The organism is Brevibacillus sp. IT-7CA2, from assembly GCF_949767855.1.
Lineage (GTDB): Bacteria > Bacillota > Bacilli > Brevibacillales > Brevibacillaceae > Brevibacillus.
Genome location: NZ_CATKQT010000053.1, coordinates 213,988 through 238,099, shown reverse-complemented (window position 1 = coordinate 238,099; position 24,112 = coordinate 213,988). Strand labels below are relative to the sequence as shown.

Below are 24,112 nucleotides of genomic sequence, written 5' to 3'. Positions count from 1 at the left end.
CTGTCCTCTCCACTCGAATTTGCTTTCAACCTCAAAGACGAGTGAAGCGTCCTTCTTGTGACGAATCATCCATTTTCTTTTTATAAATGGGCAAGCTTATCTGGATTGACCATCATGTACAAGCGTGCAATGCGATCTTCTTCTTCATTCATCGTGATCTGGATGATCATTTTCAGCTGACCTTCGGAGTAGACGGCAATTCCATCTTGGCCATTGATCGTGCGAATCTGCATGGTAGCCTGAGAAGCCCACCTCGGCCATACCCCCATCCAGAAGGCAGTAATCCGCTCGTCTGAGAAGATGGGATGAATAGCCGCACGGACTTTCCCGCCACCATCGCTGACAAACACAGCATCTTTTGTCAAAAGTCCGATCAACGACTTCGCATCTGACTTGGAGATAGCCTGCATCAGCTGTTCTACCAAGCTCGAAGTCCTATTCGACTGAGGGACGATCGCCTGGTATCCTGCTTCAGCCAGCTTTTTTCTCGCAAGACTAAACTTCTTACGGCAATTTACTTCGGTCATTTCGAGCATCGCGGCAATTTCACTGTATTCGTAGTCCAGTGCCGTTCGGAGCACAAAAACGGCACGTAGCGTCGAAGGCAGATTCTCCAAGAGAACAAGCAAGCCATACGAGACTGCTTCTCCGGCAATCACTGTTTGCAGGGGATCATTGGTTTCAGAAGCGTCCAGCATCGGCTCTGGCAACCATTCCCCTACATACTGCTCCCGTTTCCAACGGGCTGATTTTAATAAGTCCAGACAGCGATTGGTCACAGCTTTGCACAGATAGCTTTTTACATGGTGAATGTCTTGGATGTCGGTACCTGCCAATGCAAGAAAAGTATCCTGAACAATGTCCTCTGCTTCCGTTACCGAACCAGTCATCCGGTACGCAAGGGAAAACAGTAATGATTTATACTCCCGATAAACATCCCCCATGTGCACGGTCATTATTTTGTATCACCAAACTGCCAAAGGGTGTGACTGAGACTTCCATAGCGGATGCTCATATGCAGGCGCTTCGCTGTACGTTCATCGTCGGCAGCTCCCATGACGTACACAAGCGGAACAAAATGCTCTGTTCCATACGCGGGAACAGCTTTTTCGGCATGTGGAGCAAGCTCGCGGTAGTTGGCGAGATCCTCGACATTCCAGTCAGTCAATGTTGTTTGCAGCCAGTCTTCGAATTGCTCCGCCCACTCAAAAGTATCACTATCGGACTCTCTCAGGTTCATATAGGAAAAATTATGGACGGTTCCGCCACTGCCGAGGATCAGAACGTCTTTTTCGCGGAGCGGACTGAGTGCTTTGCCGATCTGATATTGCTCTGTCACGGTCAGGTTCGGATTAACCGATAAGGCAACAACGGGAATATCTGCATCCGGATAAATATGGCGCAAAACAACCCAGTGCCCATGATCCAAGCCTCTTGTCGTGTTCAAAGCGACTGGAATACCAGCTTCCTGAAGAAGTCCGATTGTCTCATCCGCTACTTCACGCTCTCCTTTTGCCGGGTAATCGATTTCGTATAACGCTTGCGGGAAACCGCCAAAATCGTGAATAGTCGGGAAGGTGTCCATGGTTCCCACCATTTGATCATGTGCTTCCCAGTGAGCGGAAAATATGACGATAGCACGCGGCTTGCGCGGGAGCAGTCTAGGCAATTGGTTCAGTGCTTCTGTATAGGTATTGTTTTCTATGGCAAGTAACGGGGCACCATGTGCAATGAAAAAAGACGGCATCATTTTCGTACACTCTCCTCTATACTTTTTAAACTTAGTTACTTTTAGTAAGTATTATATCTCATATTCATCACGGTTACAAGTGTATCCAGAATCGATGCCGTTTCTTTCCTCTGAACAAAAAAAGCTTGCCGCTCTTAAAGAACGACAAGCCTTTTGACAGGTAAAGTTACAATTACTTCGCTGCTGCGAAACGCTTGCTAACTTCATCCCAGTTTACAACGTTCCAGAACGCGCCGATGTAGTCAGGGCGTTTGTTTTGGTAGTTCAGGTAGTAAGCATGCTCCCAAACGTCCAGACCAAGGATAGGTGTTTTACCTTCCATGATTGGGCTGTCTTGGTTAGGAGTAGAGGTGATTGCTACTTTTCCGCCTTCTGCAGTCAGCCAAGCCCATCCGGAACCGAAACGTGTAGTAGCCGCTTTTGCGAATTCTGCTTTGAAGTTGTCAAAGCTTCCGAAAGCCGCGTTGATTGCGTCAGCCAGTTCACCAGTTGGTGCGCCGCCGCCATTCGGGCTCATGATTTCCCAGAACAGTGTGTGGTTAGCATGGCCTCCACCATTGTTGCGAACAGCAGTGCGGATGGACTCAGGCAGAGCATCCAGATTGCTGATCAGCTCTTCAATGCTTTTACCTTGCAGGTCAGCGTGTGCTTCCAGAGCTGCATTCAGGTTGTTAACATAAGTAGCATGGTGGCGTCCGTGATGGATTTCCATGGTTTGCGCGTCGATATGTGGTTCCAAAGCGTTGTGTGCATAAGGCAATGCAGGAAGTTGATGTGCCATTGTAACATTCCTCCTCAAATTATGTAGGTCAAGCTTACGACTTCATTATACTGTAAGCCAAACAGTTTTTCAACAAATCGGTATGCAAAGTATATTAATCTATTTATTATTTCAAAGATTTCTATCTTGAAAACAAAACCGAGCGTGCTAGACTTGGATTATTACAAACGAAGAGAATCAGGTGATATCTAGTGGAAATGGACTTATCAACGATCGTACTTCTCGCCGTCTTTGGATTCATTGCAGCATTCATCGACAGTACTGTTGGTGGAGGCGGACTCGTCTCCCTCCCCGCCCTGCTCGGTCTCGGAATGCCACCCTATCTTGCTCTTGGCACGAACAAATTGGCTGGCACAATTTCATCTGCCACCAGCTCCTACACCTTTATCAAGAATGGTAAATTTGACAAGAAGCTCATGCTGATCTTATTTCCCGTCTCCCTGATCGGCGCCTATTTCGGAGCGAAAACAGTTCTGTTCGTTCCCCAGGAGTTTTTGAAGATCCTTGTCGTTATCATGATGGCACTCATTTTTGTTTACACTCTTTTCAACAAACGCTTTGGTCAGGATTCTAACTACAAAGGGCTGACCAAGTTTACGCTCGGCATCGGGATTCCTTTTACCTTTTTAATCGGGTTTTACGATGGATTTTTCGGGCCCGGAACTGGTTCGTTCTTTGTTTTTCTGATGGTGCTTTTATTTGGCTATGATTTTGTGATTGCAGCCGGCAATGGCCGAATTTTGAATCTTGCCAGTAACATTTCTGCGCTTTTTGTCTTCACAATGGAAGGCAAGGTCGTTTTCATGACTGGTCTCATCATGGGGATCGCGATGCTGTTAGGTGCTAACCTTGGTGCCAAAATGGCCATCAAAACGGGAGTACGTTATGTCCGTCCGTTGTTCTTGGTTGTATCCATTACCTTGATCGTGAAGATGGTGTATGAGTTGATTTTTACAGCTTGATTAAATAGACCTTCTTGTATGTTGCTGTAGTGCTGGGGAGGAAACAGGAGAAAACGCTCAGCTTCTAGGGCCACCCGCTGTGGGATTGACTGCCCGACTCCATGCAAAAAGCGAAACCGCGTCCAAAGTAGTCCATTCGAGAAGTTTTTCAGAGGTGGACGCTTAAGAGCGTGTTTCGCTTTTTGCATTCGTCTCGGGCGGCGTCCCTAAGATCTTCGCTTATTTCTCCTGTTTCCTCTACGAGCTGTTCGTGTTTATATTTCCAGACGTAGCGACTTGTGGAGTCCTACCGAGCTGAGAAGGGATTCGCGGGCAAAAGAAACGCAACGTGCTCGCGCTACGAAGCGGCTACCACTTTTGCGTTTCCCCCGCGAATCCCTTCGGAGCGGACAGTCCCAGCCCTCAGCAGGACGGAGCCTGGAGCCTAGACTGGAAATATTCTTCTCCCCACTACAGCCATAAGCACGTGATGAGTCAGCCTGCAAACATCTACAGGCTGACTTTTTATAGTTGACTCTTAGTTAGCCCCGGCTGTTACAGCTTTGGCCTGATGATCACGCACCGCCTGATTGCTCGCCGCCATAAAAGCCTGCGCGACTGCCATCAGTACATCTCGATGCTCGGCAACTCCTTTAAAATGACTTCCGTTGGCGCTGACCGTCACGATCGCTTCTCCTGTCGCATGCTCTCCCGACGACAATGAATACAGCTCCATGTCCGTAAACTCCACGTCGAACTGCAGTGCCTGCTTGATGCCTGCCACCAATGCCTCAACAGGTCCTTCTCCGGTGCCAGAGTATGCTTGTTCTTCTCCTGTCACATTGTTCGTAATCGTGCAGGAAGCCATACGATGTCCGGATGTGCCGGTGAGCACTTGCGCATTGACCAGTGTGAATGGCTCCAGTACCGCGTTCACGGTATGTCCTACCAGCTCAAGCAACTGATGATCCTGGACAACTTTTTGCTTATCAGCCAGCTCTTTAAATTGGACGTACAGTGTTTCCATCTGCTCATCGGTCAGCTGTATCCCGAATTCGTTTACGCGGTGCTTGATGGCATGGCGCCCGGAGTGCTTTCCGAGAATGATCATGTTGCGAGGCACACCCAAGCTCTCCGGGTCCATGATTTCGTACGTGCTGCGCTCTTTTAAGAGACCGTCCTGATGAATTCCCGCTTCGTGCTGAAAGGCATTGCGACCCACAATTGGTTTGTTGAAAGCAATCGGGAAGCTCATGGCACGGCTCACCTTTTGTGAAGTGGTGTAAATGTGCTCCGGTCTGATTCCAGTCTCGGCATCCAGTGCTTCTTTGCGCGTCTCAATTGCCATCACCAGCTCTTCCAAGGAGCAGTTCCCTGCTCGCTCACCTACCCCGTTGACCGTTACTTCGACTTGGGTGACCCCCGCACGAATCGCAGCCAAACTGTTTGCAACCGCGAGTCCCAGGTCATTGTGGCAGTGCGCACTGAACTCTACCTTGTCGCTGCCACGAACGTTTTTCATGACACGAGTGAACATGGCCCCGTATTCTTCTGGAAGTGCGTACCCTACTGTATCGGGGATGTTGATAATGGTTGCCCCTTCTTCAATTGCCGCTTCGATCATCTCAAACAAAAACTCATCTCCTGTACGAGTCGCATCCATCGGAGAAAATTCGATCCGGTCTACAAACTGTTTGCCGTACGCAATCATTTCACGGGCAATCTTAATCACTTGCTCTCTCGACTTGCGGAGTTGGAAGTCCAAATGAATGCTTGAGGATGACAGGAACATGTGTAGTCTGCGACGCTCTGCCGCTTGTGTAGCCCGAACGGCAGCATCGATGTCCTCTTTCACCGCACGAGCAAAGCCACAGATCTCCACGCCGTGCACCTCTTGTGAAATACGTTGCACCGCCATGAAGTCACCGGGGCTGGAGATTGGGAAGCCTGGTTCAATGACATCCACGCCGAGGTCTGCCAAATGCTTCGCTATCACGATTTTTTGCTCAGGCGAAAGAGACGCTCCTGGCGCTTGCTCTCCGTCACGCAGTGTCGTATCAAAAATATGGATTCGTTTTGTCATGAGTACTGCCTCCTCAATTTTTGGTCGTTTTTTCCGTAATAAAAAAGCCCGCCGTCTCCATATACAAGAGACGACAGGCTTTTGGCTGCCGCGGTACCACTCTCGTTGATCCCCTCTTTTTACAAAAGAGAATCCACCTCGCTGTCCCGATGACGTGGGACGATCCGTCAAGGTCTACTGTATGTTTTCAACCTTGCCGCTCCCGGGTGAGATTCGAGCATTTCCTGACTGCGTCGCACCTACCCGCAGCTCTCTGGACAAGAAATTCGCTTTACTAGCTCCCGTTCTTCGCGTTTGCTCTATGTCGTTGTGAAAATCAAAAAGGCCTGCCGTCTCTATCGAAGAGACGACAGACCTTGTCTATCGCGGTACCACTCTCGTTGACCCCAGCTACTCGCCAGAAGTCCACCTCATGTACTGATCCTAGTCAAAATCAGCACAACCCGATCACGGAGGTTAACCGTCAGAACTTACTGCTCGATGCAGCGCTACATCTTGTTCAGTCCTGCCGCTCCCGGGCGAGCTTCACTGGCTTCTCTGACTGCGTTGCACCATCCCGCAGCTCTCTAAACAGATCAGTCCACTTACTGTTCCCGTTCTTCGCGTTATTGTTATTATTGTTTGAAATTTTATTCGGTTTATATCTGATTGTCAATGGAGGATATCAATAAAATTAATTTTAATAACCCAATTAATTGAACCCTCTCACTGAGCTTCGGCCGAACTGTCTGTAATAAAGGCAGGCGAGACCTAGTACCACGAGCACTAAAGCGGAGTAAATATTGCTATAGACGGACGCTCCGGAATAGCTATTGAACAGATTCCAGCTCACAGCAGCTCCTCCATCAATCGTTTTGCCGTACAAGGTAGCTGCAAGTGCACCTGCAATAAAGTTCAGCATTGCCATCAGTCCCATACCGACGCCGATCTGTTCCTTTGGTAGCGACTGCGAGATTGCGTTTGACATCGAAATCATCATAAACGATAGTCCGACATTGCCAAAAATCAGAAAAACGGCAATGAGGAGCGGGGATACTCCCGCAAAGGAAGAGAAGAGGACAAAGCTGCTCAAAAGTAGCGCAGACGCTGTGTAAAATAAATACGAATTCCCTTTCTTATCTGCAAGAATCCCAGCCTTTTTCCCCAAGAACGCTGTCACAATTGCTCCTGGTACCATGACAAAGCCAATGAGCCCCGGTGCCAGATGATTCACATTTGCCAACAACTGTGGACTAAGAAAAGCGAACGAATAGCCACTCCCTATCATCAAAAAGGCAATGACCAGCCCGAGCGAGTAGCGTTTGCTCCGGAATAAACCAGGGCGAATAAATGGTTCTGCGGTCGTCCGAATCCTTACCAAGAACAGAAGGAATGAGAGGATGCACCCCAGTGCGAGCAACAAGCTCTGATTTGTAATAGCCAGCAGAAGCAATGCAATCGTTATGGCGAGAAGCCCACCGCCGATCCAGTCCATTTTGACAGCTTCCCGCTCCTCCTCCTCCAAATACTTACGGAAAAAAGGTACGGCAAAAAGCGTGAACAACGGCATGCAGAACAGCCATCTCCAATCGAGCAGACTGACCAGCAAAGAGGAAAGAACGGGACCTAATGCACTACCGATTGCCATCCCCGTCATTGAGATTCCTAGAGCTCGCCCCCTACTCTCTGGTGGAAAATAACGCACCGGAATAATGGAAGACGTAGCCGGAACCACTGCAGCTCCTGCTGCCTGAACAATTCTCCCAAATAGCACCGTGCCATAATTATGGGCGAAAAACCCGATAACGGAGCCGATGGCAAATAGAATCAGTCCGAATGTAAGCAAATGTTTGAGCTTGTAGGAATCGGCTAGCTTTCCGTACATCACGGTCCCAACCGCATAGATTAACAAAAAGGCAGACGTTACCCAGCTTACTTGGCTAAAAGATAAATGAAATTCTGTCCTGATTTGCGGTAACACGATATTGAACATCGTAGCACTCATCACCGTAATCATGAGAGTAAACACGAGTACGCGAAGAACTTTTTCAGCAGATTGTTGTTGTGGTACGGTTTGCATATTGGAAAGACACCTCTCGTTATCACCGATTTCTTCCCGGGAAGGTGATTGTTGGCCTTGCTAGATGTAGTTTATAATGATTTTAAAATAAACGAAAATATATCTTTTGACATGTAGTTGATATACCTGAGTATATGGAGTTGAATCGAATGGAATTGTTGCAATTGCACTATTTCCGAACAGTGGCCAAGTGGCAGCATATGACGAAAGCCGCCCAAGAGTTGCGGATTGCCCAGCCTGCTCTCAGCAAAACCATTGCTCGGTTGGAAGAGGATGTCGGGGTTCCGTTATTTGACCGCGAGCGAGGACGTATTCGGCTGAATACATTTGGGAAGGCATATTTGGAACGGGTAGATAAAGCACTGAACTTGTTGGAGGAAGGTCAAAAAGTCGTATCGGATCTGGCCGGAATGGAACATGGTCGTATTCATCTGGCAACGTCGACCTTGGATCTGTTATCAGAACCGTTGGGCGAGTTTCTCGCCGTCCATCCTGATGTACACTTCCAGATCACGCAAGCCAGCATCGAAGAAATGGCAACCCTCTTGGAGTCAGGCGAAGTGGATATTTGCTTCACCCATTTACCGATCAGGGTGCCGGATATTTTGACTACGCCCGTATTGAAAGAAGATATTCATGTAGCTGTCCCCCGCACACATCACTTAGCCAAGAAAACCAGTATTCGACTAAGCGAGCTGGCTGAAGAGTCCTTTATCGGCTACAGGGAGGACTTTCCCATTCAAATGCTGTACGATCAGTTCTTTCAAAAAGCAGGGATTACCCCCAAATTCGCTTGTCGGGTAGATGATCCCGGCTCTATCCAAAAGCTGGTCCGCGCAGGTCTTGGCATCGCCCTCTATGGCTGTATCAGTCGAGAGGAAGACCCTCACCTTGTCATGCTTCCGATCGAACACCCGATCTGCCAGCGACATTTTCAAATGATTCGGCACGAAAAAAGATATCTCTCCCTGGCAGCACGCAAGTTCTGTGATTTTATCGTCCAGTATTTTGCTGAGTCTCTTGAAAAATAAGCCCTTTCCAACAGAAAAAAGCCTGGCATCATTCGCCAGGCTCTTCCCCTACTCTTGCTTTCTTTTTTTCATACGTAAAATAATGCCGTCAATGAGCAGTCCAATCCCCGCTCCGTAAAAAGGGGCCGCAAACCGAATTCCTTCGGCAAGCGGCAGGTCTTTCAGATACACGATAAACACGCCGAGAATAAAACCGATCATCGTGTAGCGCAGCCGGGTCGCCCCCATCAAACGACACTCCCTTTCACGCTACTTCCCGAATTTATTTGGCATTTTCATGTTTTTCATCGTACGGCTCATCTGTTTGAGCTGCTTTTGGTTAAGATTCATCCCCATTGAACGGGCCATGGCTTGAAGCTGCTTGTCGTCCATTTGCATGTTGGACATTTGTTTTTTCAAGAAATAAGTCCCTCCATAAAATCCACCAGCGAGACCGATTAACAATGTAACAATTGGAATTACCCAGTTGTACCAAGCCATCAATACATTACCATCCTCTATACGTAATTATGAACTCTTTTATTGTACCATAGTTGGGCTATCTTCTGTAAATTGTGATTAGAAAACTTGGAAAATGAGAACACTGCCCTCAACAATATCTTTGTTTCAAGCATATTCTAATAGCAAGAGGTGAAACAACTATGGCTCCAATTGTGATTCTGGACGCTGGACACGGTGGCAGCGATCCAGGTGGAGGAAACAACACGCAATTTACCGAGAAAGATATGAATTTGCAAATATCGCTCTACCAATATAATCGCTTTTTGGCTCTAAATATTCCTGTCGCTATCACACGGACAACCGATGTGACTCTGACAAGTGAGGCTCGGACTGCTCTGGTTCGAAACAGTGGTGCTCGCTACTGTATAGCGAACCACATTAACTCAGGTGGCGGCCGAGGCTCCGAGGTCATTTACTCGATTTACGGCTCCCCAACCTTTCCCCAATTGATCCAGGATGCCCTGGCAGCGGAAGGGATGCCGAATCGACGCATTTTTACGCGGACACTGCCAGATAATCCGCGGCTCGATTACTACTTCATGCACCGGGAGACTGGCAGCGTGGAGACGGTAATCGTCGAGTATGGCTTTGCCGACAATACTTTGGACGCAAATAAACTGCAACAGGATTGGCGAGATCTCGCTGAAGGGGTAGTCCGGGCATTTTGCACGTACGCTAAACTTCCCTACCAGCCCCCTACGACTCCTACTTCTACTCCAAAACCTACTGCAGCACCGACCCTTGCTCCCACCACTTCTCCTGGAAACGGAGAAGGGAATGTGCCTGACTGGAAGCAGGAAGCCGTCAACTGGCTGTATGATCAAGGCTTATTAACCGACGAACAATGGCGTCAGCAGCCTGACCAACCTCTGCCGCTCTGGGCACAGGCTGTCATCCTGAAGCGTTTATTCGAAAAGCTCAAAACGTAACATAACGTCTCCGTTTAATCGTCTGCCTTAAAACGGGTCAGCGGCGTATCCGTTAAGCCCGAATAGTTTCTTTTTGCTGGCACACTCACTAATTCGTCCTCTGGGTAGCGGTAGGCGGTTAGCATTCCGCCGAACACACATCCTTGGTCGATGTTGATGGTGCCATTTTTTCGTTTTGGTTCTGGATGCGGATCATGTCCCCATACGATTATGGGCGAAGTCACTTTTCGTTCTTTCGCCCATTCTCTACGGATCGGGCGCCCATCCGGTCCCGTCCCTGCCACATCGCCATATCGGCAAAACGTGTAGACCGCAGGCGAATCCATTCCTATGTAATCATCGCGAATCCCCGCATGAACGGCGACCGCTACTGTTTTTTCATTCTGTTTGATGATCATGTGCGAAGGAGAAGAAAATAGCAATCTGCGACTCTGCTCTCGTAGCAAGGAGGCCTTCTTCGGTCCGCATTCTTGCTGATACAGCCGAATCTCCTCTTCTACCTTTTCATCTCCGTGTGCCAATGTCACTGGCCTGCCGTCCAACCAGCGGGCTACTTTCCACCCGTGGTTACTATCCACCATCTCAGCCAGGCCTGCCGTGACATGATGGTGAAAAAATTGCAGCATTTTGATTGAGTAAGGTCCACGACTCGTGATATCACCGAGGGAAAGGAGCTTTCGGCCGTGGGGATGGCGATATGTACCGTCTCGGGTTTGTTCATATCCCAAGCGTTTGAGCAATTCTATAAATTCGTCGTAACAGCCGTGAACATCGCCGACGATATCCACACCATTGTCAGCCGAAAGCACCTTGGAGCGCGTTTGAGGTTTGTGCCTCATAGCGCGTCCCTCCTTTCCGTTATCTCTCATTCGTTACTTACTATCTTTACCACATCTGCGAAAAAAACTCACGGGTTGTGTACAAGAAAACCGTTTAAAAAAGTAAACGCGCGAAAGAGCCCCTGTTTACCCGAGGAGCTTTTTGGCGCGTTTACCTATACATGATGCTATGTGATTAGCCTAAACTATGCGTATGCACGTAAATGGCCGCTTGCGTGCGATCCTCCACGTTCAGCTTGGCAAGAATGTTGCTCACATGAGTCTTGACCGTTTTGATCCCGATAATCAGCTCATCTGCAATCTCCTGGTTGGACTTGCCCTGACCGATCAGCTTCAAAACCTCCAACTCACGCGGCGTCAGTTGCTCATGGGGATGGGACTCTTGACCGTGACGGAAACGGGCCATGATTTTTCCTGCTACCCTCGATTCCAAAACTGGCTCACCCGCCGCAGCAGAGCGGATTGCCTTTGCAATCTCAGCTGCACGCGAAGTCTTCAGCAAGTAGCTGAATGCCCCCGCTTCAATGACCGGATATACCTTTTCGTCATCAATAAAGCTGGTCAAGACAATAACCTTACTGGATGGACAGCTTTCACGAATACGCCGAGTCGCTTCCACACCGCCGATGCCTTCCATGACCAAATCCATCAGAACGACATCTGGGCGCAGCTCTTGTGTCATCCGCACCCCTTCTTCTCCACTGCTTGCCTCTGCTACGACTTCAATATCGTCCTCCGTAGACAAATAAGCAGCCAGACCCATCCGAACCATTTCGTGATCATCTACCAGTAGTACCCGAATCACCGAGCCTTCACCCTTCCCGTTCCGTCTGTGACATTAGAGGAATACGCACCTCAATTTGCGTCCCCTTCCCAATTGCCGAGTAAATCTCCATGGAGCCTCCGACCTCTGCTACGCGCTCTTGCATGCTGCGCAGACCGTAGGACGTCATTTTCTCCCCATCCGGATCAAAACCAACACCGTCATCCGATACTCGCAGGCGAACCTGCTCTTGCAGCGTAAACAGCTTTACTGTAATCTGGGTAGCTTTGGCATGCCGTAATGTATTGGACAAGGACTCCTGCAAAATGCGGAACAAATGATCCTCAATTCCACTCGGCAAGCCTTCGACGTCTTCAATCTCCCAAGTCAGCTGCATAGTATTTTTACGCGTCAGCTCATCTAAAAGTTCCAGAATGGCTTCCTTCAATGACTTGTTTTGTAACGTAGCCGGACGAAGATGCAAGAGTAATGCCCTCATCTCCGCTTGTGCAGCTGCTGCCATCTCTTCGACCAATTCAATCTGTTGTGCTGCACGTTGTGGATTTTTTTCTACTAGCCGCTTCATCGCCGCAGTCGTCATGGCGATGGCGAACAGCTGCTGGCTGACTGCATCATGCAGTTCTCTCGCCAATCTCTGTCGCTCCTCTGTTACCGCTGCATGCTTCAATTGTTCTGCGAGAGCCGCATTGTGGTTCGACAGCCGCTGCAAAGATGCCACTTGCTCTTCCCATTGTGAAGCCAAGCGATTGATCTGCCATCCTAATTCGCCGACTTCATCGACGCCCAATTCGGGAACACGATACGACAGCATTCCGCGCCCAAGCTTCATGGCAGCTTCCCACAGTACACTAAGTCTCTTTTTCAACAAATTGCCAATGATATAGGAAATGATCAATGCCACTAAGACACCTGCAGGCAAAGAGACAACAAAAGCAGCAAGCTGAATCAAGCCCTCTGGATCGGCAGGCAGATTGATGCCTATATATTCTTCAAGCCACCACACGAGGTTGCGGTCGCTGATCATTTCGTTGTACCACCGATGAATCCCGGGGTGATCTTTCCATAAAAAGTATAGCCAAAAGAAACAAATAAACGCGGCAGTAATTGCACTGACGGCCAGTAACATGCCATAGCGCACGTATTGCCACTGAATACTTGCCAATCGCTGTCGACGCATCCGCCAGTACCTCCTAGATGTACTTGACTTTTATATCGCCGACAAGCAGCGAGATATGCAAGTTTACTTTTTGCAATGCTTCATCATACTGATCAGAACGAATCTTAACACTGCGATTGATACCTCCCTGACGGTGGCTTAGCACCTCCAGGTCACCAATACTCAACCCTGCCGTTACCGATACAGGAAGATCGACAGGCACATAAATCGTCACATCGCCTACCCAGCCCTCTACGACAAGAACTGCCTCATCTCGCATCAACACTGCCCGGGAAAGATCAATCACGACATCCCCGATTCCATGCCAGACATGCAAGTGATTCAGTTCAAAACGCCCCGAGGTCAGGTGATAATCTCCAATCAGAGAACTGCGGGAATCTTTTGGCAACGTGTCGTCAGATGATGAAGACATTCCTTCGTGATGAGGAATTTTGCCACCAACTTGCTTCCATTTGTTCCAGCTGTCTAGCCAAGGACGTTCCTCTGTTGAAACCTTCATGTCACTCGGAACACTCGCATCACTTGTCATAATCGTCTCCGCAGCAGATGGGGTCCCCGTATCGCCCAAAGGTTGATTCACACGGTGATCTCTTCTGCTGTTCTTGCCCCGAATCAACTGAAACCCGAAATAAATAAACACGATTGGCACTGCAATTTGGAACAAATCATCGACCCCGACACCAAACCACATATCCATCGCGATAATGGTCCCCAGGGAGAATAGAATCCCTCCGCCAATCCGATTTTTCTGCCCCCACAAACGAAGGCCAAAATAAATAAGCACCATCGGCCACAAATCAAACAGACCGAATGAAATGATACCCAAACTGTCTAACAAAAGACCGATTCCCGTAAAAATAATCAGGACACCAGCCAACATTTTGTGCAAACGGGACAGTTTCACAAAAGTCTCCTCTCTCACGCCCCATGCTGATCGTTTTCACTTTGACCATTACGACATGTATAGATGAATGCAGGCGGAATGTTCAACAGGGTAAAGTCGATCTTGACCCAGGAAAAACGATCCTGCAACTCAGCTTGGAGTTGTAGCGAATATTGGAATGTAATAAATAGGCCCCCTGGCTTCAGTACAGATTGAACTTCGTCCAGAATTGCTGCCCTCAGCTCTTGTGGAAAATTGGCGAATGGCAGACCTGAGATAATGACATCTGCACCTGCAAGGCTCTGCTCCTCCAAGTAAGACCTAAGTTGAGTCGCTTCCTCCCTGATAGGAAGATCGGGAAAACGTGATTGAAGCATAGAGCGAAAATGGGAATCTCGTTCCACAAGCACATACTGTGTGCCGGGACGCAAGCGCTGATAGATCGTTTGGGTAAATGCCCCTGTACCAGGTCCCAGCTCCAGGATCACATCGGTTGAAGCCCAATCGACGCTTTTCAACATTTGCTCACATAAAAAACGAGAGCTGGGGATTATACTACCGACGCGTCCAGGCTCAGCGATAAACCGCCGCAAAAAGACCAAGAAGTCCTGCAAGAATCGTACCTCCTAGGGGAAAAGCAGCCTGATGTACACAGGCTGCCGAATTGACACAAGCTATTCTACACCCAGTCCCCCAGTTCCTGTCGAATTAGGATTGTACTGGTTTGGCTACCGGTGTTTTCACTTCATTAATGGATGCTTTGATACTAGCAAGTTCTGCATCGAGATCATCCTTTTCCAGTTCAGACAAAGCGTTCTCCCAAGCGCGGTCTGTTTGGCGCCATTGTCCACTCATTTGCGCTTCTGCTTCCATGCGCATGACTTTTTCTTCCATGCGGGCGAAGCCACGGCCTGCGGACGGATTGCCGATACCGACAACTGCTTGATTGACTTGCTTTTGTGTACGAGCTACTTGTGCACGTGCCATCAGTGTGAACCTTTTCGCACGCATTTTATAGAACTCTTCCTTCAACTCAGCCAGCTTCTCGCGCATTTGCGTAGCTGCCTCGGATGCTGACAGGTAGAGACCTTCATATTCCGCTGCACGGCCTTCGTACTGCTTCTTGTCAGCGAGTGCTCGACGAGCCAACTCGTCTTCTCCCTCAGTCAAGGCGAGCTTGACTTGACGATCGCGTTTTTCGATCAGAGCATTGGCTTCGTCCAATTGCTGGCGGAATTTCTTTTCCAGTGCAACCTGACGGGCAACCGCTACTTCAACTTGTCCGATTTCTACTTCCATGTCACGCATATATTGATTCAGCATTACTACCGGATCTTCCATCGAATCCAATGCATCATTTACCGAAGCTACTGTCAGGTCACGCAAACGTTTAAAGATACTCATTATTTTTTCCTCCTCATCATATCACATCATATTGTTCATCCAAAAGACTCTTGCGACACAGTGTTATTGCGGTTACCAAAACGGTTATGGCCGTTTGGTTACGTTTCTCTCCCAAGCGTCTAGCGTATCTTCTTTTAATACTTTTTGGGCCCATTCACGCTCCCAAGCAGGTGGAGCTTGTTTAGGTTCTTGACTGGGACGCAGTAAGCGATATCCCAGATAAATCACCCCAATGGCCAGAAGTGCGTGAAATAGTAGGTCAAGCTTGCCAATCAACATCAGGAACCCGAATAGGAAGACTAGGATTCCCCAAAAGCGTGAACCGGTTTGTCCCATAATCTTTTTGGCACCGTATATCATGATCACACCGGGAATGATGAACCCGAGCAAGTCTCCGATATCGATACCCACCAGATCTAGAAGAACCAACCCACCGACTAGCAGCAGAACCAGCCCGAGTAGAACTTTGCCAGACCGTTCGCTCATTACTCGCTTACCTCCATTCGTTTTGCATGTGGTGCTTGTGGAACGTTATGCCCTTATTGTAGCCCCCGGTATAGGCTTCCCATAACGGGCGTGCGGTTGGTTTTTCCCTCCGTCCTTGGACGGAGACAATTTCCTGCCCTAATCGGACGAGCTGTCCCGCAAGGCAGAACAAGCGCGCGTCGAAAGGCGTCTTGCACTGTTGAACGAAAACGTTACAGCATTTGACGGTATTTTTGTGACGAATATGTGAACTAGTGGATGAAAAAGAAGGAAAAGAAGGACTGGCGTAGAATCTTCGTAAGAGTGCGTGTAAAAAAACATCGAAAAATAGCCGAATTCCGCTTGGCGGAAACGGGGGAACCACGTTTTTGGGGTGAATGGTTGCTACTCCTAGCAGCCTAGGGCGTCCTTTCGACCGAACCCTTCAGCTAACCTCGTAGGCTCACGAAGGGAGCAGTTTCTTTTGCGCAAGGTAGTTTTATCTTTATTTATGGCTGGAATGCTTGCTATGGGGGCAGGCGCTGCACATGCTGCTGAGGAGAATACTCTCAATGAAGTAGTCAGCGACTTGTACGGTACCCCTTACAAATCTTCCGGCTCGTCCAAAAAGGGCTTTGACTGCTCCGGTTTCACGCGCTACGTATTTGATGCGTTAGGTGTAGACCTGCCTCACAATTCTGCTTCTCAGTACGAATTAGGTACAGAGGTAGCCAGAAAAGATTTGCAGCCAGGCGATCTCGTGTTCTTCAATACGAACGGTCGCAGCATTTCTCACGTGGGTATCTACATTGGAGACGGCACATTTGTACACTCGGAATCTGGTCGTGGAGTCGTCAACACTAAGTTGAGCGATCCATACTACTGGAGCAAGCGTTATGTAGGCGCCAAGCGTCTCAGCGCTCCTGTTCTAGCGAAAGCAGAAACTCCGAAAAAGGAAAAAGCGGTGCAAGCTGCATCGTTGCCGGAAAAACCAGCTAAAAAATAGTCGTTCGGCAAAATAATAAAAGCCAGGGACACTACGTCTCTGGCTTTTTCTGACGAAACTTAGTACCTGGTCTAAAGAGGTACCCTCATATATTAGAACAACTTAATAACTTACGGGGTTTCTTCCCCTGATCAGGTCAAAGCATGTTATGATAGACAAGACCCATTCTTTGAATGGTATTCCTTATTAATAGAAGTAACTGGGGGTTGTTCCGGTGAAAGATCACATTTTAATTGTCGATGACAATCTGGAGATTATTGAACTGCTAGAAGACATTTTGGAGAACGAGGGCTTCAGCGTTTCCTCCGCAGAGAGTGGAGAAGATGCACTCTCCCTGCTCAGCCAAGGAGAGCGACCCAACCTGATCCTTTTGGGTATTATGATGCCCAACATGAGTGGCTACGAGCTCTGTTCTCAAATTCGCCGTGAGTGGGATTTGCCTATACTGTTTCTCAGTGCAAAAGGAAAAGCGGTAGATAAGGTAGTCGGCTTTGAAATTGGCGCAGACGATTACATTACAAAGCCATTTGATACAGAAGAACTGCTCGCTCGCATTCGTGCCCACCTGCGTCGTTATGAGCGCATTCGCAAGCATACTGAGGAGCAGCCAGAGAAGGAAACAGCTTCTTCTCCGATTACCGTTTTGAAATTCAAGGACCTAGAAATTCATAAAGAAACGTATTCCGTTTATGTATGTAATCAAAAAATTGAGCTCTCTACCAAAGAATTTCAACTGCTCACATTCCTCGCAGAAAATGCGGGCATCGTCTTTACAAGAGAGCAAATCTACGACCGTGTCTGGGGATATGGTTATGGCTCGCTCAATACAGTGACCGTCCATATCAAAAACCTCCGTGAAAAGTTGGAAACAGAGCGTCAGTTCATTAAAACACAATGGGGGACAGGCTACGTATTCATCGGGGAGAAGCTTTAAATGAGCTTACGTAATAAAATTTTTCTCTCCTTCATTGCCTTGATCACACTCAACATCTTGTTGTTTAAATTTGTTTTTCAAGACATTATTGTCGCTCAACTCAAAAATGATCGGCATAATCAGTACCAGGCTGAGAAGGAAGCCGCAGAGAAGGTCATGCTCAATCAATTGCTTCTCGTCAGTAATTTCAAGGACCCAATCGAACGTTTGGAGCTTGAAAAGCAGTTGCCAGACGACGTGATGTACCGCATGCTCGTGAAGGATGCCAATGGAAACACCATCTACAGCAAAACATCACGCGCCTATAATTTGAAAATGCCTTCTCCCTCCTCATCAAACCGTGGCGATTCTGCCAAGCAAAATGACCTCAAAGTGGTAGCTGAGTACCATTTTCAGCAGGAGCCACCGCGTACAGGGGAGATCGTTGTTTATTTCTACACAGATGATTACGACATGATGGCTACGACAGGGGTTTCCATGATGCTTTGGTTTATTTACGGAAGCATTAGTCTGGTGGGATTGGTTCTACTCGCTTTGTTCGTTCGCTGGATACTACGGCCCGTGAACGAATTATCGCGCGTCACCCAAGAAATCCAGGAAGGGAAACGGTTAGTGACATTTACGTATCGATCGCATGATGAGTTTGGACAACTCTTTCGATATTTCGGGGATATGGTTGATGAGCTTCGCTTAGCGGAAGAAAGACAGGCTGAAATGATTGCTTCGATCGCCCACGACTTCCGCACACCACTCACCACGATCAAAGGGTATGCGTCATATATCGGCTCCGGTCGTGTGACGGATATGACCAAAATACAGAAACAGATGAGCAAAATCGAGCTAAAAACGACGGACTTGGAAAAGCTGCTGGATGAGTTGCAGGACTTCACCACCCAAAGCTCCGAAGTCCGACTCAACATTAACCGCATTCATGTCAAAAGCTTCTTGAGAGGAATTATTGAGGACTATTTGCCAAGAATCAAAGAGGCAGGCCTCACCTTTCAATGGAAGCTGCGTATCTCCAATGAACTACACATCGAAGCGGATGAGACCAAGCTGCGACGTGTCATGGAAAACTTGTTGAACAACGCCATTCACTACAATAAACCGGATGGCTCCATTTACCTTACTTGTGATCAGCGAGAAGGACATGTCCTTTTTACTGTGATCGACAAAGGAGAAGGAATCGCCTCTGAAGACTTGCCGAAGATTTTCACCAAGTTTTATCGGGCGGAAAAATCACGAAATCGCAACAATGGCGGTACAGGCTTAGGCTTAACGATTTGCAAGAGCATCGTCCGGCTTCACGGCGGAGATCTGATGGTAAACAGTGAATTGGGAATGGGAAGCAGTTTCTCCTTCACCATCCCCTTCTTCCATGGGTAGCTTTCACAAGCTACCCTTACTTTATATAGATTTATTGCCAGTTAATTATTTCTTTATATTTTACTAGTAAAATAATTTTTGTAAGCATGTTGCTTTCAGTGATAAATAACCCCCAGTTCGGTATCTGACACAATCGGCGAAACCGTAGTGATAAGATGCCTCTTTTTTTGCCCTCTATTTCCATTTTTTTCTATCTCTTCTCCAAACGCATCGGCAGTCCGTTTTTGGGACGCAAGGTGACCAACGGCTCGGGCTCCACTGCCTGATTCGGTTCAGCCAGGCGTAGTCGATATCGCTGTGCGATCGTCGCCAATAGCAAACCCGCCTCCATCAAAGCAAAGTTGTTCCCAATACAAACACGCGGCCCACCGCCAAACGGAAAATAAGCATAAGCTGGATTTCTTTTTAAGAGGTCGCTGTCAAAACGCTCTGGAATAAATTGTTCAGGCTGCTCATAATAGCGTGGGTTACGGTGCATGACATATTGGCTCATCATCAGTGTTTCGCCAGGCTTGTACGTGTGACCGCCGATCTCAACCTCTTCTACCACTTCCCGATTAATCGTCCAGGCCGCAGGATAGAGCCTCAGCGTTTCCTGTACAATGAGATTCGTATACTTCAGCTGCGGAAGATCCTCGACTGTCGGCAGCTTTTCACACAGCACCGTCGACAGCTCGTCATGCAGCTTTTTCTCCACCTCGGGATGAGTAGCCAGCAAATAGAAAATCCACGACATAGTATTCGCAGTCGTTTCATGGCCAGCTACAAAAATGGTCATGACCTCGTCGCGCACCTGCTCGTCTGTCATTCCTTCTCCATCATCTTCATCACGCGCTGCCAAAAGCATTCCCAACAAGTCCTTGTGCTCTTCTCCTTCGCTATTACGCCGAGCTTCGATCAAAGAGTAGATCGTTTTGTCCAGCAACTCACTCGACTCCAGGAACTCCCGATTGCTTTTTGTAGGTACGGACAAAGGAATGTCGATAAAAGAGGAGCCTTTGTTTGCCACGTATTTCAAACCGACATCGATGGCATGTCCAATCTGATCGGCGCCTTCCTTGACGGTTTTGCCAAACATAGTCTCCGTAATGATCGCAAGGGTTACTTTCATCATGTCCGAGTGAATATCACGCAGCTCCCCGGTTTTCCAATCTGCCATGAGATCAACTGCTTGCCGGACCATCACATCTCCGTAGCTGGCGATACGTTCTCGATGAAAAGCTGGCTGCATAAGCCGCCGTTGTCGCAGATGCTTTTTTCCTTCACTGGTGAGAATTCCATCCCCTACGACAGGTCGTGCCGCCTGCAATGCTTTCCCTTTTCGAAAATGCGCCTGCTTGCTGACCAAAATCTCTTTGATGTGATCCGGATTCGTTAACAGGTAAACATGGCGGGAAGGACCGAAGCGAAAATGGACGACTTCTCCATGCTCTTCTGCAGCGTCGCGGATGAACTGAAGCGGCGATCTGCGAAATGCCATCAAGTTCCCTGAGATCGGAAGACCTTTTGGGCCAGTGACCGTGATATTCATACGTCTCCTCCTTTTTACATGCAAAATCCTACCGATAGTATCCGGCACGATAAGGAGATTATGCGAAAAAAAGCCACCCGAACTTCGGATGGCTTACGAAATCAATTTGATTATCGTGTAACAGGTTGATCTGTGCGCAACAGACGAGAAGCAATCAGTCGCTCGCGTACCTTGATACCAATCAGAGAAGCCAGAACTGCTTTGACAACCCCTACAACGAGGAAAGGCGTTACACCAAAAGCGACAGCTTTATCCCATGGAATGTCCATGACGTATTTGAGCTGTACAGTACCAAAAGCGAGTGTGACAAACATGCCAATGATATTGGCGGTGATGGCGTTTTTCAGGTTGAATCTTGTTTTCTCCAAGTAGAGTCCGGTCACATAAGCGGTTGCAATAAACCCGAATATGTACCCGCCGGATTTGCCGACCAATATTTGCAATCCGCCTTTTGCCTCGCTGAACACAGGCAATCCGACTGCACCGAGCAAAACGTAAATAACCAAAGCCAGTGTCCCGTATCGCCTTCCCAAAATGGTCGCTGTCAGCCCTACTGCTAACGTCTGTGCGGTAATTGGAATCAACGGCAAGGGAATCGTCACCTGCGACAATACCGCTGTCATTGCAGCAAAGATGGCAGAGAGTAATAGCCATCTCAAGCGTTCGTTTCTCATGCGTACTAGCCTCCGTTTTGTTAACTAAAAATATTATAAGGTTAACAAAATAATAATACGCATCTGCCCTTTTGTAAATCCCCGTTCTGTCCGCTTACCTTTTTGCTTGTTGATCCATGTATAGCTGCAGCTTTTGAAGTGACTGAACCGTATGATCGATTAATTCGTTCAGGTCATCGATGTTGCCTTCATCAATTTTCCGATGAAAGTCCAGCGTCACCTGATTGGTTATTTGCTTCGGCGGCCAATCGATTCGATGCTCCTCTAACTTAGCCGATACTTTCTGTGTAATATAAGGTCGCTGACCCCAGATATCATTGAGAATCGATGTGATTTCTCTCGCTTCTGCGGGCATATCTCTGTAATTTTCCATCTGCATGAAAAAATGGATGCAAATCGTACATCCGATATGATCTGTCAACGGCTGTTCTAGCTGCTCGGCTGCAATATCAGCTAACTGGGTACGAAGCTGCATCTCAGCACGGACAGCTACGGTATGATCCTGTTGATCAGCCAGCTTGAACTCGATCTGAAACTGTCGATGGAACGTAGCCATATCCATGACATCCGAACGGTTCGTAATCGTGATTGCCCCTTCGAAGTCCCGATCGTATACCGCACCTTCCAACACAACTCTGATATTGTCAAAAACAAGCGGATGAAACATCTCGCGCCCTCCTTTTCCCAGACAATCGGGCCCTTTCTATTTACAGTATATAGCATGCCTGCTTTCTACTTGTTTTGCAAGCAGACCGACTTCCCCATGGCGGCGCCTCCAGGAGAGTGGTACCATGAGAGTGATCCAACCTTTGAGGTGACAGCCATGTTTTTAATCGGAATTCTAATCGTTGTTGCAATCCTTGGTGAAATTATTCATCGTTTGAATCCATGGAAAAAGCCGGAACCAGCCTATGAGGATCTCGTCGCCCAAATAAAACAGACAGACTGGTACCAGGAGTTGTCTCGTGATCAGGCGTGTCGTTACGTTCTGGACAACGATCCGCATGTCCAAGCCTATTATGCGAGTACGTATGAAGCCAAACGTCTCCTTACACAGGAAGGCTTTCAATTGGGGCTGATTGATTACGTCAAGCAGGAAGCTGCGAAGCACGCCGATAAACCGCGCTGACATGCGAAAAAGCCGTTGTTATGAAACAGCGGCTTGTTATGAAACAGCGGCTTTTTCTTTACATCAAAAAACAGGTATACCTCCCATGGCTCATGCCCTGTGGTACACCTGTTTTATCCAGTATTCATGTTCGAATTAGCGTTTTTGATGATAGTACTTGTAAGCGTCAAAGGATGCTTGCTCTTGGCAAGGTACGCATTCTGTTGCATACGATTCAGCTTGTTCATGGATCATCTGACCGCAAGCAGCACAGCATTTTGCTTCGAGATTGCGAAAGAAAGTAGTGATCGGCGTCATGATTAAAACCCCCCGTGTGTTATTATCTGTATTGTATTACAACAGCATCTGTTTTATAAAAGTTTGTTATAATACATTACGCCGATTTATCTTTCTCTCTCGCTCAATCTCTCTTCATTGCTTCTTTTTTCGCTGTATTCATACATTTTTGCAAATTCCGCATCTGTTGTAACACAAGGGTTTAAATCAGCAGATTGAACAAATACGGATCATGCGTAATCTCTACATAGCGGATACCATGCTGCTTCATCCGACTGACTAATGGCTGATAGTCATCTTGGCATTTCATTTCAATACCGACCAGCGCTGGACCATTTTCTTTGTTGTTCTTTTTCGTATACTCAAAGCGTGTGATATCATCGTGCGGCCCCAGTACTTTTTCCATAAACTCTCGCAAGGCACCGGCACGTTGTGGGAAATTGATAACAAAATAGTGCTTCAAGCCCTCATGCAGCAGGGAGCGTTCCTTGATCTCTTGCATCCGGTCAATGTCGTTGTTTCCGCCACTGATGACACACACTATGTTTTTCCCTGCGATTTGATCCCGGTAGTAATCGAGAGCGGCAATCGACAGGGCACCTGCAGGTTCTACGACGATGGCATTGCTGTTATACAACTCCAAAATGGTTGTGCACACCTTGCCTTCTGGCACCAGCACGATGTCATCCAGTAACTCCTGACAAATACTCATCGTTAGCTGCCCCACTTGCTTGACGGCTGCACCATCGACAAACTTGTCAATTTCATCTAAAGTGACAACGTCGTGTTGTTCCAGAGCGGCTTGCATCGAAGCTGCTCCTGCCGGCTCCACACCAATGATCTGTGTGTTCGGGCTGATGCCTTTTACGTACGTTCCCACACCCGCTGCCAATCCACCTCCGCCGATACTCATAAAGACGAAATCAGCTGGTTCTTCCATGTCATTCATAATCTCCAGACCGACTGTTCCTTGCCCGGCTACCACCAATGGATCATCAAACGGATGGACAAAGGTCCGATCTTCCTGAATGCAATACTTCATCGCCTCTGCGAATGAATCATCGAAGGTATCACCGATCAATACAACTTCTACGTAGGAGCCGCCAAACAGCTTGACCTGCGATATTTTTTGACGTGGAGTGGTCGCTGGCATAAAGATCGTGCCCTTGATTTGCAAATGGTTACATGAGTAGGCTACACCCTGCGCATGATTGCCCGCACTCGCACAGACGACACCACGCTCCCGCTCCATTGTGGAAAGATTCCGCATAAAATGATAAGCACCGCGGATTTTGAAGGAACGAACGACCTGCAAGTCTTCTCTTTTCAAATACACATTGCAGCCGTAACGCTCGGACAGTACTTTGTTTTTTTGTAAGGGCGTCTTCTCCACCACGTCTTTCAATGCGTGATTGGCTACTACGATGTCTTCCACTCTGACCGTATGCATATATATGTTCCTCCTAAGTAACTTCTCTGTTGTTATAGAGACCAGACCAAATCAAAAAGCCCCCGCCCCAAACCAGCTACGCACAATTTGCGCACGGCT

26 protein-coding genes, 1 riboswitch and 2 other annotated features are annotated in these 24,112 nt (G+C 48.0%); of the genes, 7 read left to right on the top strand and 19 right to left on the bottom strand.

Annotated elements, in window-relative coordinates; genetic code table 11:
* Positions 1 to 80: 80 nt before the first annotated feature.
* The 3 genes from sigJ to ACM6JA_RS28610 all read right to left on the bottom strand — a co-directional run bounded on the left by sigJ (position 81) and on the right by ACM6JA_RS28610 (position 2,531).
* Positions 81 to 956, bottom strand: a complete 876-nt coding sequence (gene sigJ, locus ACM6JA_RS28620) for an RNA polymerase sigma factor SigJ (protein WP_414855131.1) — start codon at positions 954 to 956, stop codon at positions 81 to 83.
* Positions 956 to 1,750: a dioxygenase gene (locus ACM6JA_RS28615; protein WP_414855130.1), complete on the bottom strand. Its 795-nt coding sequence runs from the start codon at positions 1,748 to 1,750 to the stop codon at positions 956 to 958. Before ACM6JA_RS28615 ends, sigJ begins: the two co-directional genes overlap by 1 nt.
* A gap of 172 nt (positions 1,751 to 1,922) precedes the next feature.
* Complete coding sequence (locus ACM6JA_RS28610) at positions 1,923 to 2,531, bottom strand: superoxide dismutase (protein ID WP_414855129.1); 609 nt, start codon at positions 2,529 to 2,531, stop codon at positions 1,923 to 1,925.
* Between the two features lie 191 nt (positions 2,532 to 2,722).
* On the opposite strand from ACM6JA_RS28610, the gene ACM6JA_RS28605 reads away from it, so the two are divergent.
* Positions 2,723 to 3,493: a sulfite exporter TauE/SafE family protein gene (locus ACM6JA_RS28605; protein ID WP_007729774.1), complete on the top strand. Its 771-nt coding sequence runs from the start codon at positions 2,723 to 2,725 to the stop codon at positions 3,491 to 3,493.
* A 517-nt stretch (positions 3,494 to 4,010) separates the two neighbouring features.
* Here ACM6JA_RS28605 and ACM6JA_RS28600 read toward each other — a convergent pair.
* Together ACM6JA_RS28600 and ACM6JA_RS28595 are read right to left on the bottom strand one after the other, a co-directional pair.
* Entirely contained in the window at positions 4,011 to 5,555 is a 1,545-nt protein-coding gene (locus ACM6JA_RS28600; RefSeq protein ID WP_414855128.1) for a 2-isopropylmalate synthase, read from the bottom strand.
* Between the two features lie 63 nt (positions 5,556 to 5,618).
* Positions 5,619 to 5,853: a binding site (T-box leader), on the bottom strand.
* Positions 5,854 to 5,894: 41 nt separating this feature from the next.
* Positions 5,895 to 6,165, bottom strand: a binding site (T-box leader).
* A gap of 81 nt (positions 6,166 to 6,246) precedes the next feature.
* Complete coding sequence (locus ACM6JA_RS28595; protein WP_414855127.1) at positions 6,247 to 7,614, bottom strand: MFS transporter; 1,368 nt, start codon at positions 7,612 to 7,614, stop codon at positions 6,247 to 6,249.
* A 149-nt stretch (positions 7,615 to 7,763) separates the two neighbouring features.
* On the opposite strand from ACM6JA_RS28595, the gene ACM6JA_RS28590 reads away from it, so the two are divergent.
* Positions 7,764 to 8,645, top strand: a complete 882-nt coding sequence (locus ACM6JA_RS28590; protein ID WP_414855126.1) for a LysR family transcriptional regulator — start codon at positions 7,764 to 7,766, stop codon at positions 8,643 to 8,645.
* A 48-nt stretch (positions 8,646 to 8,693) separates the two neighbouring features.
* Here ACM6JA_RS28590 and ACM6JA_RS28585 read toward each other — a convergent pair whose 3' ends face one another.
* On the bottom strand, positions 8,694 to 8,873 hold the full coding sequence (locus ACM6JA_RS28585; RefSeq protein ID WP_414855125.1) for a hypothetical protein: 180 nt from the start codon (positions 8,871 to 8,873) through the stop codon (positions 8,694 to 8,696).
* A 21-nt stretch (positions 8,874 to 8,894) separates the two neighbouring features.
* Entirely contained in the window at positions 8,895 to 9,125 is a 231-nt protein-coding gene (locus ACM6JA_RS28580) for a YneF family protein (RefSeq protein WP_007721554.1), read from the bottom strand.
* Positions 9,126 to 9,286: 161 nt separating this feature from the next.
* On the opposite strand from ACM6JA_RS28580, the gene ACM6JA_RS28575 reads away from it, so the two are divergent.
* A complete protein-coding gene (locus ACM6JA_RS28575) occupies positions 9,287 to 10,075 on the top strand; it encodes an N-acetylmuramoyl-L-alanine amidase family protein (RefSeq protein ID WP_414855124.1) in 789 nt (262 codons plus the stop codon).
* A 14-nt stretch (positions 10,076 to 10,089) separates the two neighbouring features.
* Here the strand turns inward: ACM6JA_RS28575 and ACM6JA_RS28570 are convergent, their stop codons facing one another.
* The 7 genes from ACM6JA_RS28570 to ACM6JA_RS28540 all read right to left on the bottom strand — a co-directional run bounded on the left by ACM6JA_RS28570 (position 10,090) and on the right by ACM6JA_RS28540 (position 15,648).
* Positions 10,090 to 10,914: a metallophosphoesterase gene (locus ACM6JA_RS28570; protein WP_414855123.1), complete on the bottom strand. Its 825-nt coding sequence runs from the start codon at positions 10,912 to 10,914 to the stop codon at positions 10,090 to 10,092.
* 175 nt (positions 10,915 to 11,089) lie between these two features.
* Positions 11,090 to 11,719, bottom strand: a complete 630-nt coding sequence (locus tag ACM6JA_RS28565; RefSeq protein WP_414855122.1) for a response regulator — start codon at positions 11,717 to 11,719, stop codon at positions 11,090 to 11,092.
* 7 nt (positions 11,720 to 11,726) lie between these two features.
* Complete coding sequence (locus tag ACM6JA_RS28560; RefSeq protein WP_414855121.1) at positions 11,727 to 12,875, bottom strand: HAMP domain-containing sensor histidine kinase; 1,149 nt, start codon at positions 12,873 to 12,875, stop codon at positions 11,727 to 11,729.
* Positions 12,876 to 12,888: 13 nt separating this feature from the next.
* Positions 12,889 to 13,779, bottom strand: a complete 891-nt coding sequence (gene liaF / locus ACM6JA_RS28555) for a cell wall-active antibiotics response protein LiaF (protein ID WP_414855120.1) — start codon at positions 13,777 to 13,779, stop codon at positions 12,889 to 12,891.
* A gap of 14 nt (positions 13,780 to 13,793) precedes the next feature.
* Entirely contained in the window at positions 13,794 to 14,372 is a 579-nt protein-coding gene (locus ACM6JA_RS28550) for a class I SAM-dependent methyltransferase (protein ID WP_414855119.1), read from the bottom strand.
* A 94-nt stretch (positions 14,373 to 14,466) separates the two neighbouring features.
* A complete protein-coding gene (locus ACM6JA_RS28545) occupies positions 14,467 to 15,162 on the bottom strand; it encodes a PspA/IM30 family protein (RefSeq protein ID WP_414855118.1) in 696 nt (231 codons plus the stop codon).
* Positions 15,163 to 15,246: 84 nt separating this feature from the next.
* Complete coding sequence (locus ACM6JA_RS28540) at positions 15,247 to 15,648, bottom strand: LiaF transmembrane domain-containing protein (protein ID WP_007721562.1); 402 nt, start codon at positions 15,646 to 15,648, stop codon at positions 15,247 to 15,249.
* Between the two features lie 319 nt (positions 15,649 to 15,967).
* A riboswitch (cyclic di-AMP (ydaO/yuaA leader) is annotated at positions 15,968 to 16,107 on the top strand.
* Between the two features lie 4 nt (positions 16,108 to 16,111).
* On the opposite strand from ACM6JA_RS28540, the gene ACM6JA_RS28535 reads away from it, so the two are divergent.
* The 3 genes from ACM6JA_RS28535 to ACM6JA_RS28525 all read left to right on the top strand — a co-directional run bounded on the left by ACM6JA_RS28535 (position 16,112) and on the right by ACM6JA_RS28525 (position 18,953).
* Entirely contained in the window at positions 16,112 to 16,633 is a 522-nt protein-coding gene (locus ACM6JA_RS28535) for a C40 family peptidase (protein ID WP_414855117.1), read from the top strand.
* A 214-nt stretch (positions 16,634 to 16,847) separates the two neighbouring features.
* On the top strand, positions 16,848 to 17,567 hold the full coding sequence (locus ACM6JA_RS28530; protein WP_414855116.1) for a response regulator transcription factor: 720 nt from the start codon (positions 16,848 to 16,850) through the stop codon (positions 17,565 to 17,567).
* Positions 17,568 to 18,953, top strand: coding sequence for a sensor histidine kinase (locus ACM6JA_RS28525; protein ID WP_414855115.1), 1,386 nt, complete (start codon positions 17,568 to 17,570; stop codon positions 18,951 to 18,953).
* Positions 18,954 to 19,143: 190 nt separating this feature from the next.
* Here ACM6JA_RS28525 and ACM6JA_RS28520 read toward each other — a convergent pair whose 3' ends face one another.
* The 3 genes from ACM6JA_RS28520 to ACM6JA_RS28510 all read right to left on the bottom strand — a co-directional run bounded on the left by ACM6JA_RS28520 (position 19,144) and on the right by ACM6JA_RS28510 (position 21,825).
* On the bottom strand, positions 19,144 to 20,484 hold the full coding sequence (locus tag ACM6JA_RS28520; RefSeq protein ID WP_414855114.1) for a cytochrome P450: 1,341 nt from the start codon (positions 20,482 to 20,484) through the stop codon (positions 19,144 to 19,146).
* Positions 20,485 to 20,594: 110 nt separating this feature from the next.
* Positions 20,595 to 21,158 (bottom strand): biotin transporter BioY, encoded by a 564-nt coding sequence (locus ACM6JA_RS28515; protein WP_414855113.1) that lies wholly within the window; start codon positions 21,156 to 21,158, stop codon positions 20,595 to 20,597.
* Between the two features lie 94 nt (positions 21,159 to 21,252).
* Entirely contained in the window at positions 21,253 to 21,825 is a 573-nt protein-coding gene (locus ACM6JA_RS28510) for a hypothetical protein (RefSeq protein ID WP_414855112.1), read from the bottom strand.
* A 54-nt stretch (positions 21,826 to 21,879) separates the two neighbouring features.
* On the opposite strand from ACM6JA_RS28510, the gene ACM6JA_RS28505 reads away from it, so the two are divergent.
* Complete coding sequence (locus ACM6JA_RS28505) at positions 21,880 to 22,287, top strand: hypothetical protein (RefSeq protein ID WP_414855111.1); 408 nt, start codon at positions 21,880 to 21,882, stop codon at positions 22,285 to 22,287.
* 135 nt (positions 22,288 to 22,422) lie between these two features.
* Here the strand turns inward: ACM6JA_RS28505 and yhfH are convergent, their stop codons facing one another.
* Together yhfH and ilvA are read right to left on the bottom strand one after the other, a co-directional pair.
* Positions 22,423 to 22,584, bottom strand: coding sequence for a protein YhfH (gene yhfH / locus ACM6JA_RS28500; RefSeq protein WP_082195876.1), 162 nt, complete (start codon positions 22,582 to 22,584; stop codon positions 22,423 to 22,425).
* A 181-nt stretch (positions 22,585 to 22,765) separates the two neighbouring features.
* A complete protein-coding gene (gene ilvA, locus ACM6JA_RS28495; protein ID WP_414855110.1) occupies positions 22,766 to 24,013 on the bottom strand; it encodes a threonine ammonia-lyase IlvA in 1,248 nt (415 codons plus the stop codon).
* Positions 24,014 to 24,112: the final 99 nt, after the last annotated feature.

Excerpts from the sequence above, each read along its gene's own strand:
- sigJ (WP_414855131.1), bottom strand. The coding sequence starts at position 956 with ATGACCGTGCACATGGGGGATGTTTATCGGGAGTATAAATCATTACTG.
- ACM6JA_RS28615 (WP_414855130.1), bottom strand. The coding sequence starts at position 1,750 with ATGATGCCGTCTTTTTTCATTGCACATGGTGCCCCGTTACTTGCCATA.
- ACM6JA_RS28610 (WP_414855129.1), bottom strand. The coding sequence starts at position 2,531 with ATGGCACATCAACTTCCTGCATTGCCTTATGCACACAACGCTTTGGAA.
- ACM6JA_RS28600 (WP_414855128.1), bottom strand. The coding sequence starts at position 5,555 with ATGACAAAACGAATCCATATTTTTGATACGACACTGCGTGACGGAGAG.
- ACM6JA_RS28595 (WP_414855127.1), bottom strand. The coding sequence starts at position 7,614 with ATGCAAACCGTACCACAACAACAATCTGCTGAAAAAGTTCTTCGCGTA.
- ACM6JA_RS28590 (WP_414855126.1), top strand. The coding sequence starts at position 7,764 with ATGGAATTGTTGCAATTGCACTATTTCCGAACAGTGGCCAAGTGGCAG.
- ACM6JA_RS28585 (WP_414855125.1), bottom strand. The coding sequence starts at position 8,873 with ATGGGGGCGACCCGGCTGCGCTACACGATGATCGGTTTTATTCTCGGC.
- ACM6JA_RS28580 (WP_007721554.1), bottom strand. The coding sequence starts at position 9,125 with ATGGCTTGGTACAACTGGGTAATTCCAATTGTTACATTGTTAATCGGT.
- ACM6JA_RS28575 (WP_414855124.1), top strand. The coding sequence starts at position 9,287 with ATGGCTCCAATTGTGATTCTGGACGCTGGACACGGTGGCAGCGATCCA.
- ACM6JA_RS28570 (WP_414855123.1), bottom strand. The coding sequence starts at position 10,914 with ATGAGGCACAAACCTCAAACGCGCTCCAAGGTGCTTTCGGCTGACAAT.
- ACM6JA_RS28560 (WP_414855121.1), bottom strand. The coding sequence starts at position 12,875 with ATGCGTCGACAGCGATTGGCAAGTATTCAGTGGCAATACGTGCGCTAT.
- ACM6JA_RS28545 (WP_414855118.1), bottom strand. The coding sequence starts at position 15,162 with ATGAGTATCTTTAAACGTTTGCGTGACCTGACAGTAGCTTCGGTAAAT.
- ACM6JA_RS28540 (WP_007721562.1), bottom strand. The coding sequence starts at position 15,648 with ATGAGCGAACGGTCTGGCAAAGTTCTACTCGGGCTGGTTCTGCTGCTA.
- ACM6JA_RS28525 (WP_414855115.1), top strand. The coding sequence starts at position 17,568 with ATGAGCTTACGTAATAAAATTTTTCTCTCCTTCATTGCCTTGATCACA.
- ACM6JA_RS28520 (WP_414855114.1), bottom strand. The coding sequence starts at position 20,484 with ATGAATATCACGGTCACTGGCCCAAAAGGTCTTCCGATCTCAGGGAAC.
- ACM6JA_RS28515 (WP_414855113.1), bottom strand. The coding sequence starts at position 21,158 with ATGAGAAACGAACGCTTGAGATGGCTATTACTCTCTGCCATCTTTGCT.
- ACM6JA_RS28510 (WP_414855112.1), bottom strand. The coding sequence starts at position 21,825 with ATGTTTCATCCGCTTGTTTTTGACAATATCAGAGTTGTGTTGGAAGGT.
- ACM6JA_RS28505 (WP_414855111.1), top strand. The coding sequence starts at position 21,880 with ATGCCTGCTTTCTACTTGTTTTGCAAGCAGACCGACTTCCCCATGGCG.
- yhfH (WP_082195876.1), bottom strand. The coding sequence starts at position 22,584 with ATGACGCCGATCACTACTTTCTTTCGCAATCTCGAAGCAAAATGCTGT.
- ilvA (WP_414855110.1), bottom strand. The coding sequence starts at position 24,013 with ATGCATACGGTCAGAGTGGAAGACATCGTAGTAGCCAATCACGCATTG.